The organism is Hoyosella sp. YIM 151337 (assembly GCF_026041215.1).
In the GTDB taxonomy this organism is placed as follows: Bacteria; Actinomycetota; Actinomycetes; order Mycobacteriales; family Mycobacteriaceae; genus Hoyosella.
This window is the reverse complement of sequence record NZ_JAPEIQ010000039.1, coordinates 359062-370715: the sequence shown is the minus strand read 5'-3', so window position 1 is coordinate 370715 and position 11654 is coordinate 359062. Positions and strand designations below refer to the sequence as shown.

Genomic DNA, 11654 nt, shown 5'->3' with positions numbered 1-11654 from the left:
CCGGCTTTTCCGGCTGGGCACGCGAGAAGCAGCCTATGGATGCGTGCGCCAGCGCGAGGGGCGAACTCCGCGGCATGGAGATAGTTGTAACCGTTCTGCCTACGGAGTTTGACCGCGGCGTGACTCAATCTGAAGCGAAGCCTGCGCGATGCCCTTCAGCGCCGAAAACGACAATTCGGCGATATCTAGACGCTCACGCCACAGGGTGATCCGGCCGTCGACGACTTCGAACGTGCCCCATGTCCAGAATTCGATGGGCACCGGGCCCACGTCGAAGGAATGCGTGCGCTCGGTGAGTACGACGTGCCCATTCGATGCAATGTTGTGCGTACCAATCGAGATGTTTTTCACGAGCAGCGCAATGAGCGCCAGCTGACGGGCGACTGCCGGTTTTCCGCGCATCTGGGGCAAGGGATATGGGTGGAAGACGACATCGTCATGCACGAGATCCAGTGCGGCTTCGACGTCAGCGCGTTGCAGCGCAGTGATCAGGGCACGAACCACGTCCGCTTCCCCACGGGTCGCCAGCTGCGCCACCGCACACCTCTCCTTCGTTGCCAGCGTAGTTAAACGGGGATATCGAGCCCGAGATCGAGAACCGAAACGGAATGCGTGAGCGCACCTACCGCAAGGTAGTCGACTCCCGTCGCCGCGTAGTCGTGTGCCACATCGAGAGTGAGCCCTCCGGACGACTCGAGCTTCGTCGCGGGCGAGACCCGATCCCGTCGCTGGACCGCAATCTGGGTCTGCCAGACCGGAAAGTTATCGAGCAGAATGAGTTCCGCACCAGCGGAAAGCACATCATCGAGTTGGTCGAGTGAGTCCACTTCGACCTCGCACGGCAGGCCAGGGAACTGGGCGCGCACCGCCTCGAGCGCGGCGAGCACTGACCCCGCTGCGGCGACATGATTGTCCTTGATGAGAGCCGCATCGCCGAGTGCCATACGATGGTTCACGCCACCCCCAACGCGGACCGCGTACTTTTGCAGCGCGCGCAGACCGGGGAGGGTCTTTCGGGTGTCGCGAATCTGCGCTGATGTGCCCGCCACCGCTTCGGTCCAGCGAGCGGCCTCCGTCGCAATGCCCGACAGATGGCACATCACGTTGAGCAGTGTGCGCTCCGCGGTGAGCAGGCCTCTTGCTGGCGCTTTCACGGAGAGCACGCTGTCGCCCGCTTTCACGCGTGCGCCATCACCAACCGCCGAGAAGATCTCATACCCGCCGGTGCCGATGACCTCATCTAGCACAAGCCGCGCGATATCGACGCCGGCGATGACACCGTCAGCTCGCGTCACCACCTGCGCCGCGGTCGTCGCATCCGCGGGCACCGTCGCAACGGTAGTGACGTCGGGGCCACATCGGAGGTCTTCATCCAGTGCGGTGCGCACGACGCGCAGCGCTTCGCTCTGCTCCGCTTCGGTCAGGGCTTTAGACACGAGCTGTGGCCTCCAGAGTGTCAAGAACGATCGCGCCATCGCGCAGCGTAACGTGGGCGCTCCGTGCATACGCGGGATCTAGGCATGTGAAATCACGGCGAGTGTGGCTGCCGCGCGTTTCGCGCCGCCACCTGGCAGCGGCCATGATCGCTGATGCAGCGAGATACATATTCTGCTGCTCGACGTTCGTGCTCAGCTGCGCACCCCGCCCGAGCACTTCGGCAGCGGCAGCAAGCCCGTCCTCGTCACGGACGACGCCCGCGTGCTGACTCATCGTTGTCTGCAACAGATCTCGATCGAGTGCAGCCCCGACGGCAGGCGCGTTCCATTCTGTCTCGGTACGGGGCCGCGACAGCAACCGGTCCGCGACCGCTGCTGCGGCTCGCTCACCCATCACCACACCTTCGAGCAGGCTGTTGGAAGCGAGCCGGTTCGCACCATGCAGACCCGTTCGCGCGGTTTCACCCACGGCGAAGAGGCCTTGCACGCTGGTCCGCCCATCGATGTCGGTAACTACACCACCGCAGTGATAATGCGCTCCCGGCGCGACGGGAATCAGGTCGTGCTGCGGGTCGATTCCTTCGCCCCGGCAGGCAGCCGCAATTGTGGGGAAACGCTTCGCGAACCGATCGATGTGCCGGGCATCGAGGTAAACATGGGCGGTTCCGGTTTCGCGCATGCGGGCCGCGATGGCCCGGGCAACCACATCGCGGGGCGCGAGATCACCGCGCGGATCACCGCCAGTAACGGGGCTGCCGTCGGCGTCAACGAGTCTTCCCCCTTCACCGCGCACTGCTTCGCTCACAAGGGGGCGACGGCCGAACGCGGACGCAGAGTACAGCATCGTTGGATGGAACTGGATGAACTCCATGTCTGCGACGGCTGCACCGGCACGCAGTGCAAGCGCGATGCCGTCCGCCGTCGCGGTCTCCGGGTTGGTGGTGACCGAGTAGAGCTGCCCGATCCCGCCTGTCGCCAGCACGACAGCAGGCGCATGGATGATTGCGCGCGAACCGCTCTCGTCGACGACGGACACGCCAGTGACCTGGCCGTTCGCGACGCCGATACCAACGACCGTATGAGACGCGAGCGTCGGTATGCCTCCAGCTCGGCGATCGAGAGCGCGTTGTATTTCCGCACCGGTCGCGTCCCCGCCAGCGTGGATGATACGCCGTTCCGAATGTCCGCCTTCCCGGGTTCGCAACAGCCCGTGCGGGCCGTGGTCGAACCGTGCGCCGCGGTCCTGCAAGCACCGGATAGCGTCAGCGCCCTCGGTAAGAATGACCGTAGCTGCACGACCATCGACCAGCCCGCCGCCAGCCGCAACCGTGTCACCGAAGTGCTGAGGGACGCTGTCTGTCGAGACACCGCCGTCAACGACGGCCACCCCGCCTTGAGCGAGGGCGGTGGCGGTGTCACCAGCTCGTGTTTTCCGGATGACGACGACGCGCAACCCGCGGGCCTGCGCGCTGAGCGCGGTGGTAAGCCCAGCGATGCCGCCGCCGACAACCACCACATCGGCGTGGCGCTCCCACTCCCTGTATTCACCCCCAGGCAGGGGGGCCATCACTCACCGCCGCCAGGTGTGCCGATTTCGATCATGCGCTGCACTGACTGGCGGGCTTTCGCCGCCGTCTCGCGGTCTACGTGCACTTCGTCCCGGTTTTCGACGAGGCTGCGGAGCAGCGCGGCCGGGGTGATCATTTTCATGTACTTACAGGACGCGCGATCGTTCACTGCCTGGAAGTCGACGCCCGGGGCTGCGCGGCGCAACTGGTGCAGCATCCCCACCTCGGTGGCGACGAGCACCTGCCGCGCTCCCGTCGCGCGCGCGGCGTCGAGCATGCCACCGGTCGACAGGATCTTGACGCGCTCTTCGGGGACTGCCCCTTCACCGGCGAGGTACAGCGCAGAGGTGGCGCAGCCGCACTCGGGGTGCACGAAAAGGTCCGCGTCCGGGTGTGACCGTGCCTGCTCAGCGAGTTCATCGCCGTTGATGCCAGCGTGCACGTGGCACTCGCCCGCCCAGATGTGCAGATTCTTCCGTCCGGTAACGCGCTTGACGTGCGCACCGAGGAACTGATCAGGAAGGAAGAGAATCTCGCGATCCGGGTCGATCGAGGCGACGACGTCCACAGCGTTTGATGAGGTGCAGCAGATGTCGGTCAGCGCTTTGACGTCAGCGGTGGTATTGACGTAGGACACCACAACCGCGCCTGGGTGCTCAGCTTTCCATTCGCGCAGCTCGGCAGCGGTAATGGAGTCCGCAAGTGAACAGCCTGCACGCTGATCTGGGATCAGCACCGTCTTCTCTGGCGAGAGGATCTTTGCCGTCTCAGCCATGAAGTGAACACCGCAGAAGACGATCGTGCTTTCCGGTGCTTCAGCAGCGATCCTCGACAGCGCGAGCGAGTCACCCACGTGGTCAGCCACATCTTGAATCTCAGGCAGCTGATAGTTGTGGGCGAGGATCGTAGCGTTGCGCTCACGAGCAAGCCTGCGCACCTCCTGGGCCCACTCAGGGCCTGCGGCCACGCCGCCGAAGCCGCCCGGGCCCTCGTGAAGCTGGCCGAGCAGCTCAAGAGTCTTCTCCGTCAGAAACGGCGCTACTGTCGTTGCGGTCGTCATGACCGGTGTCTCCTCACATCAGACATCACCGGTGGGTCCCGGTACTTGCCGCGGGCCTGGCCGGTGTGGTGATTCGACCAGTCCCTGGTTTTCGTCTTAGAATCGAAAACGTGATTGCCCATGGTAGCACCCTTCATGAAGTCCTGGTAGCCGTGTTCCAAGTCCGACGGCCCACGCTGCCCTGTCTTCACGAGGACGAGCCTCACCAAGACGGCAACGCTAGCGGCAGCCGTTCTCTTCCCGAGTTGTGCGTCCTCCTGTGGCAGCGCGCCATGGAACCCATGGCGGGCCACTGGTCGCTGCCCGGCGGCAAGCTGGAACCCGACGAAGACCTGCCGACGTCAGCACGGCGTCAGCTCGCCGAAAAAGTCGACGTTCGTGAACTCAGCCACCTCGAGCAACTCTCCGTGTTCAGCGATCCGCGCCGCGTGCCCGGCACCCGGACAATCGCGTCGACGTTTATCGGACTCGTCCCCTCCCCCGCGGAACCTGAACTGCCGGAGGACACGAGCTGGCACCCCGTCGCACGTCTGCCCACCATGGCGTTCGACCACCGGACCGTCGTCGATTACGCACGCAACAGGCTCGCCGCGAAACTGTCTTACACCAACATCGGCTTCGCGCTCGCACCGAGCGAATTCACGATCTCCACACTCAGATCGATTTACAGTGCTGCGCTGGGGTACCCGGTCGATGCGACAAATCTGCAGCGCGTCCTGGGCCGCCGCGGCGTCATCACGCCGACGGGAACAACCGCGCCGTCAGGACGAGCCGGCGGGCGACCCGCCGCGCTCTACCGGTTCACCGACGCCCGCTACCGAGTCACCGACGAATTCGCCGCCCTCCGGCCGCCCACCTGACTCCGGCCTGCCAGTACCCAGGTCGGCATCGGGGCTGATTCCCGCCGCGAAGAAATACACGAGCGCAGCCACCAAAGGCTGGAAGATCAAGGCCTGCCATACCGTCATCTCGGCTGGTATTGCGACGATCATGGCGGCGCCGTCATGCGTTGGATCAGGCACGCGCCACTCCGCTATCAGCCCGCCGCCAATCGCGGCGAGAGCTGATCCCAACCCTGATGCACCAACAAGCATGACGACCGTCAGCGGGCCGCGCCGGCTGCGCATCGACCACACCAGCGCGCCGCACACCAGCCCTGCGATCGAGGTGATGCCGATGAAGATCGCTAGCGAATCGAACAGGTGCAGGTTAGCGCCGGGCAGCAAGGCCTGCCCCTCCTGGGTGACCACATATCGCGCCGACGGCGCGAGAAAACCCCAGGTGACGGCCCCGGTCAAACCGGCGACGACGCAAACCGCGAGTATCACTAGCACAGCCTCACGGTACGTGAAGCCGCGCACGATGCGGCAATCAGGGAAACCGCCGTGCGCCCGCTCCCTCCTGACCGAGGACATCATTCGGATTCGACACCGGGCACGACGTCAGCGAGAGACACCCGCAGCCAATGCAGTTCGAGAAGCGGTCACGCAGTGCTGTGAGTTCATCGATACGAGCGGTCAGGTCGTCCCGCCATCGCCGTGATATCCGCGCCCAGTCGCGTTTATTCGGGACGCGATTGTCGGGCAACTCCTCGAGTGCAGCCTTAATGCGTTCCAGGGACACCCCAACATGCTGGGCGGCCCGGATGAACGCGATGATCCGCAGCGTGTCACGCCGGTACTCTCGCCGGTTCCCACTCGTGCGGCGGCTGTGAATCAACCCGAGGCTCTCGTAGTAGTGCAGCGCGGAGACTGCCACGCCAGCGCGTTCGGCGATCTGGCCTGGCTTGAGCCACACATGATTCCGTTCGAGCTGCGGCATCCCACGCCTCCGAGGATCTGCCTTGACATCAAGTGCACTTGATGAAGTGAACTTTACGTCAGTCACTGCAGCGAGCCAAGGGAGCAGCCATGACAGAACGAATCATTGTGTGGGCCGACATCAAGTGCCCGTGGTGCTGGATCAGCCACCGGCGGCTTGGCGCCGCTTTGGCGGCATCAGCCCGCACCATCACTGCGGAGTACCGAAGTTACTTGCTCGAACCAGGCGGGCCGCTGCATACCGGGCTCACGGTGCGGCAAGCCGCACTCACCGTGTGGGGCATGAGCAACACTGAGTGGGCCCAGAAGCGAGAGCGGATCGAATGCGCCGCACAGCGCCAGAAGCTTCCGATCCAGATCGATACGGCCCTGGTCATCGACTCGCAACCCGCGCATCGACTCCTGAAACTCGCCGTCGAACATGGCGCCGACGCTTACACCGTCTGGGACCTCGCGTACCGCGCGCACTTCGCGGACAACGCCAACCTGGAAGATCCAGCGGACCTGCACCACTTGGGGCAGCGACTGGGCCTGGCTGCAGACGCAGTCCAGCGCATGCTCGAGGACAACGAGTACGCCAGCGCGGTTGTCACCGACCACCGCGCGGCACGTGCGCTCGGCATTCGCAGCGTTCCGGCCGTTGCTCACGGTACGGACATTCTTGACGGTGCCGGGGTGCTGGGCAAGATCGGAATACAGGCCGGGACGGGCGGGCCAGGAGTGGCCGCGTGACCGCGACCATCACCGCTTCCGATCGGCTGTGGATTCCCGAACGCCGCCCCATCATCGCAGGCGTGCTCGGGCTGATCACATTCGTGGCGTTCGAGTCATTCGCGATTACAACTGCGCTCCCCGTAGTCGCGCGCAGCCTCGCCGCTGAGGAATGGTATTCGTTCGCGTTCGCCGGGACGGTGGTCACGGGCCTCATCGGCATGACTGTCGGCGGAAGCTGGGCTGACGCCCGCGGGCCCGTGGTGCCGCTCAAGGTGGGTGGCGCCCTATTGCTCACTGGCATCGCACTCTGTGCTGCCGCTCCCGGAATGCCGACGTTCATCGCGGGGCGACTGCTGCAAGGCTTGGGGGCCGGCATCACGTCAGTGGTGTTGTACGTCGTGGTGGCCGTGCTGATTCCAGAACATCTGCGCGCCCGCATGTTTGGCCTTTTCACGACTGCGTGGTTGCTGCCCTCGCTCGCGGGCCCACTGCTGACCGGGGTGATCGTCGAAACCATCCACTGGCGGGCCGTATTCGTGCTTGCTTTTGTCGGATCACTGGTTGCCTTGGCGTCACTGCTGGTACTCGTCGCACACAGGATCCCCGCCAATCGCGGCGGCGGGAGGATCGTGTCCCAGCGCCTGCTGTGGGCCGCGCTTGCTGCCGCTGCCGTCTTCACACTGCACATTGGAGGCCAGCAGCCGGCGCTGTCACGGACCATCCTCTCCAGCTGTGGAACCGCGCTTGTTCTTTTGGCAGTGACGCGCTTGCTACCACCTGGGACCCTGATTGGCCGGACCGGAATCCCCCGGTTCGTCGCGCTGCGCGGCCTGCTCGGCGGCGCTGCAGCCGCAACAGACATCTACCTGACGCTTTACCTGCAGAACCGGCTCGGCTATTCACCGATCGCAGCGGGAGCAGTGATCGCACTCGGTGCACTGGGATGGGCAGCGGGCGCCTGGATCCAGGGCCGTTCCACGGATAAGGGGCGCACCGCGTCACTCATCCGAATCGCCTGTGCCCTAGTGCTGTTGGGCCCGGTTACGGCACTCGCTGTCGTAACCGGCGTCTTACCTGTCGGTGTTGCTGTGGCCGGCTGCATCATCAGCGGAATCGGGATGGGCATCGCGTTTCCGCAGCTCACCAGTACCGTGCTCGCACGTACGCCAACGCGCCACCAGGGCGAGAACAGTGCGGCGCTTCAACTGTCCGAATCCCTCGGGATCTCGGTGTTGCTTGCATTGACTGGCGGAATCCTGGCTGCCGCGGCGATCGGCGGTTTCAGCGCGGTCTACATCGCTGTCAGCGCCGCGGCAGCACTCGCCTTGGCGTTAGCGCTCGCGCCGGTGCGATAGCCCGTCGTGTCCCTGCCTCCGACACGACGAAATGGTCGGTACCGTCACCGGTGTCACCGATCACTGTTGATCTGGAGGTTTCCGCGTGAATCTGGGCACCCTGCTGACGCTGGCGGCGTCAGTTCGGCGGAACATGGCCGTTGCTGTCGGCGCGGCACCGGACGTCGCGCGCGCGGCGGTAGCGTCGTTCCGCATCACATCGAAGCAGGAAACCGCGCACGTACCCGTCGCGCTCTCCGGCGAGTACGCGCACACGTACACGGAGTCAGCCTCCATCGCGGCGGCTTTGGACGATGTGCTGACACTGATGTTCGACTTCAGCCGCTATCCCGAGTGGTTTTCGGTACACGCCGGGTGGCCGGATGGACCGCCCGCCTCACCGGCCACGGGTGATCGGTTCACCCAGAATGCGCGCGTGATGGGAACGCCCGTCCGGGTGACGTGGATCGTCACCGCCCGCACGCGAAACGGCATGGTCCTCGAAGGGTCCGGCCCGCTGGGAACCCGCGCCGGGCTCGCATTTTCTGCCGTTGAGCGCGCGGGCAGCACCGATCTCGGTGTCGTGGGCGGTTTCGAAAGCGATGCCCTGAAAGGCCCGATGGGTGCCATGGTCGCGCGCGCACTGCACGCGGCCACAGCCGAGTCACTGCAGCGCCTCGCCGCACTCGTCGCCGGCGCGACGCCGGCGGCGGCGGAAAGCGCACCGGATCGCGATGACGCACCGCCTCGCCCCAAGCCCGGCCCTGTCCCACATCCGGTGACGGGTGAACTGCTCGACCCGTGGGCACCGGTGATCGTCGGTGTGGGCCAGAGCGTCCACCACCCCACCGCTTCGGGCACTGTCGATCCAATAACTCTTGCTGCACAAGCAGTTACGGCTGCCATCAGGGATATGGACGCAGCACTGCCGGCGTCCGGGGCGCTTGGTCTTTTTGCAGTGCCGACGACGTCGTGGGCATACGGCGATACTCAGGCTGCCATCCTCGCTGACGTACTCGGTGTCGAACCAGTCGAGCTCACGCAGTCAGCACCGCTGGGCGGCGATGGACCGCTGCGGTTGCTCAACGATGCCGCCGCCCGGATCGCTGCCGGCAGGCTCGATGTGGCGGTGCTTGCCGGCGCAGAAGCGTTCGCCTCGCTCGCTACTCTCGATGGGGCGCCCGACTGGGAGCGAGTTCCGCGGCAGAAGGCGCGGCCGCGCGCCGTCGGGTCAGATAAACCTGGCACCAATGCGGCCGAAGAGGCCGTTGGCCTGCTCACCCCACCGGTGATGTACGCGCTGATGGAAACCGCGATGCGCGGTCGGCTCGCACGCGATCCTGGCGATCATGTCACAGCGATTTCGCAGCTGTGGTCACGGTTCGCGGCTGCCGCCAAGGACAACCCCTACGCCTGGGTGCGCAAGGGCTACACCGCACCGGAGATCGCACAGCCTTCCGACACGAATCGGCCGATCGCCGCGCCGTACACAAAGCTCATGTCCGCGAACCTGACGGTTGATCAAGGCGCTGCCGTCGTCCTGTGCAGCGCCGCCGCAGCGGTGGAAGCGGGCATTACACCGGAAAAGTGGGTGTTCCTCCATGCTGGTGCGCACGCAGATGAGGAATGGTACGTTTCCGAGCGGCACGACCTGGCTGCGGTACCGGCGATCGGCGCAGTCGGCGACGCGTTGCTCACCCACGCCGGTGTCACGGTCAATGACATCGAACATGTTGACCTGTACTCGTGTTTCCCGTTCGCGGTGCAGGCTGCAGCACTGGAACTGGGGCTGCCGCTCGACGATCCGGCGCGTCCCCTCACCTGCACGGGCGGGCTGACCTTCGCGGGCGGACCGTTGAACAACTACAGCACGCATGGGGTCGCGGCCCTTGTGCAGTCGCTGCGGGCCGCGCCGGGTTCGATGGGACTTGTGACCGCACTCGGCTGGTTCGCAACGAAACACGCTGGCACCGTGCTGTCGACTGCTCCCCCGCAACGGCCATTCCGGGATATCGATGCTGGAATCCGGCTGCACCGCACGCCCTCCCGCACGGTCACCACCGAGTACGTCGGCCCATGTGTAGTTGAAAGCTACACGATGCCTTTCACGGCAAGTGGTCAGCCCGAGGCAGTGATCCTTAGCTTGCTCACGGCCGATGGCACGCGGTTCCTGCACCGCTCAGTCGCTCCCGGCGTGCTCGCCGCAGCTCGCGAGCGCGACCTTCTCGGTGTCAGCGCGGAGGTACGAGGAGCAGACATCACACTCGCGCCGGGAGGTCCAGATGCGGCTCGCGTACGCACACTGATCGCGCACACACAGAGAGCGCCACGGCTGCATATCGAGTGGGAAGGCCCGCTGTGCGTCATCACACTGAACCGCCCGGAGGTGCGCAACGCCATAGACCTGACCATGGCCCTCGACATCGAACGCGCCCTCGACGCGTTCGACGCTGACCCGGAAGCACGCGTGGCCGTCCTGACCGGCTCCGGCGGCGAGTTCTGCACGGGCATGGACCTCAAAGCTGCCGCTCGCGGTGAGTTCCCGGTGGCACCGCAGCGCGGACTACTGGGGATGACGCGCAAGCCTCCAGCCAAACCGATAATTGCGGCCGTTGAGGGGCACGCTCTTGCTGGCGGTTTCGAATTGGCGCTCGCGTGTGATCTGATCGTGGCTGCCCGTGATGCGGTGTTTGGATTACCCGAACCCAGGCGCGGTCTCGTCGCGGCAGCTGGCGGCGTCCTGCGGCTGGCGCGGCAACTGCCACGCCCGATGGCGCTCGAAATCGCCCTGACCGGTAATCCGGTGCCCGCAAGCCGCTTGTACGAGCTTGGCTTGATCAACTTCCTGAGCGAGCCCGGCGAGGCGCTGTCGCGTGCGAGTGAACTCGCTGCGGCGATTGCCGCGAACGCGCCCCTCTCTGTCGCTGTCAGCAAGCAAATCGTCGATGCAACGCCAGACTGGCCCGTTGCGGATGCGTTCGACCGGCAGAGTGAACTGGCTTCTCCAGTGACATTCACGGACGACGCTGCCGAGGGCATCCGGGCATTCGAAGAGAAACGCGCCCCGCAGTGGCGCGGCCGCTAGTCGCGGCGCGCGAACCCGTACAGCAGATGATCGACGATGCGTTCCACGAGGCCATCGGTGTGCAGGTCAGGGTAGTTTTGATAGACGATTATGGTGAGTAGTGGGCTGACGAACATCGCGACCGCGAGATCGAGGTCGATGTCGCCGCGCAGTTCCCCCCGCTCAACGCCGAGCCAAAAGACTTCCCGCACGACGGCGCGCCGGCGTTCGATGAAGCGGTCGTGGTGACGCTTGAAGTCCGGGTTCGACGAGGACTCGAGGACCATGGATTTCAGGACTCTGCGTTCCTTCTCCGTAAATCCGCTGCGTATGTTCCGCCCGAGGCGAATCAGGTCCTCACGGACCGATGTATGCGAAAGCTCCACCTCCGGAGTTGATTTGATGCTGTCGACGGCGGTCGCGACGAGTTCTTCCTTGGAGGACCAGCGCCGGTAGATCGTCGCCTTCGATACGCCGGAAAGCTCAGCCACCGCGTCGACGCTCACATCGCCGAGAGAGCCACGTTCAGCGATCAGGTCGAGCACCGCGCTGAGAATGGCCTGGCTCGCGGCTTCACTGCGCGGGCGCCCGCGCGCTGCAGGACTCGAACAGTCCGGGGATAACCCCGCGGTTTCGCCGGTTTCTTGCGTCACCAACC

Annotated in this window: 11 protein-coding genes; 4 read left to right on the top strand and 7 right to left on the bottom strand. The window is 65.1% G+C overall.

Features of this window, described 5'->3' with window-relative positions:
• Positions 1 to 99 precede the first annotated feature (99 nt).
• The 4 genes from ONR57_RS19875 to nadA are packed head-to-tail and all read right to left on the bottom strand — an operon-like array spanning position 100 to position 4064.
• Positions 100 to 537, bottom strand: a complete 438-nt coding sequence (locus ONR57_RS19875) for a limonene-1,2-epoxide hydrolase family protein (protein ID WP_265125412.1) — start codon at positions 535 to 537, stop codon at positions 100 to 102.
• A 29-nt stretch (positions 538 to 566) separates the two neighbouring features.
• Positions 567 to 1436 carry a carboxylating nicotinate-nucleotide diphosphorylase gene (gene nadC, locus ONR57_RS19870; protein WP_265125411.1) on the bottom strand — a complete coding sequence of 290 codons (870 nt, stop codon included), beginning with the start codon at positions 1434 to 1436 and terminating at the stop codon, positions 567 to 569.
• A complete protein-coding gene (nadB, locus tag ONR57_RS19865; protein ID WP_265125410.1) occupies positions 1429 to 3003 on the bottom strand; it encodes an L-aspartate oxidase in 1575 nt (524 codons plus the stop codon). Before nadB ends, nadC begins: the two co-directional genes overlap by 8 nt.
• A complete protein-coding gene (nadA, locus tag ONR57_RS19860) occupies positions 3003 to 4064 on the bottom strand; it encodes a quinolinate synthase NadA (protein WP_265125409.1) in 1062 nt (353 codons plus the stop codon). The genes nadB and nadA overlap by 1 nt, the downstream gene beginning before the upstream one ends.
• A 113-nt stretch (positions 4065 to 4177) precedes the next feature.
• Between nadA and ONR57_RS19855 the strand changes: the two genes are divergently transcribed.
• A complete protein-coding gene (locus ONR57_RS19855; protein ID WP_265125519.1) occupies positions 4178 to 4924 on the top strand; it encodes an NUDIX hydrolase in 747 nt (248 codons plus the stop codon).
• Here the strand turns inward: ONR57_RS19855 and ONR57_RS19850 are convergent.
• Positions 4826 to 5398: a DUF2567 domain-containing protein gene (locus ONR57_RS19850; protein WP_265125408.1), complete on the bottom strand. Its 573-nt coding sequence runs from the start codon at positions 5396 to 5398 to the stop codon at positions 4826 to 4828. The two genes, ONR57_RS19855 and ONR57_RS19850, sit on opposite strands and share 99 nt — an antisense overlap.
• Before the next feature lie 37 nt (positions 5399 to 5435).
• On the bottom strand, positions 5436 to 5885 hold the full coding sequence (gene soxR, locus ONR57_RS19845) for a redox-sensitive transcriptional activator SoxR (protein ID WP_265125407.1): 450 nt from the start codon (positions 5883 to 5885) through the stop codon (positions 5436 to 5438).
• An 89-nt stretch (positions 5886 to 5974) separates the two neighbouring features.
• On the opposite strand from soxR, the gene ONR57_RS19840 reads away from it, so the two are divergent.
• The 3 genes from ONR57_RS19840 to ONR57_RS19830 all read left to right on the top strand — a co-directional run bounded on the left by ONR57_RS19840 (position 5975) and on the right by ONR57_RS19830 (position 11017).
• Positions 5975 to 6616, top strand: coding sequence for a DsbA family protein (locus ONR57_RS19840; RefSeq protein WP_265125406.1), 642 nt, complete (start codon positions 5975 to 5977; stop codon positions 6614 to 6616).
• Positions 6613 to 7953, top strand: a complete 1341-nt coding sequence (locus ONR57_RS19835) for an MFS transporter (RefSeq protein WP_265125405.1) — start codon at positions 6613 to 6615, stop codon at positions 7951 to 7953. Before ONR57_RS19840 ends, ONR57_RS19835 begins: the two co-directional genes overlap by 4 nt.
• An 85-nt stretch (positions 7954 to 8038) precedes the next feature.
• Positions 8039 to 11017, top strand: coding sequence for a crotonase/enoyl-CoA hydratase family protein (locus tag ONR57_RS19830; protein WP_265125404.1), 2979 nt, complete (start codon positions 8039 to 8041; stop codon positions 11015 to 11017).
• Here ONR57_RS19830 and ONR57_RS19825 read toward each other — a convergent pair.
• The gene (locus ONR57_RS19825; RefSeq protein WP_265125403.1) at positions 11014 to 11649 is read right to left on the bottom strand and encodes a TetR/AcrR family transcriptional regulator; all 636 of its coding nucleotides are present in this window, start codon (positions 11647 to 11649) and stop codon (positions 11014 to 11016) included. The genes ONR57_RS19830 and ONR57_RS19825 overlap by 4 nt on opposite strands.
• Positions 11650 to 11654 lie beyond the last annotated feature (5 nt).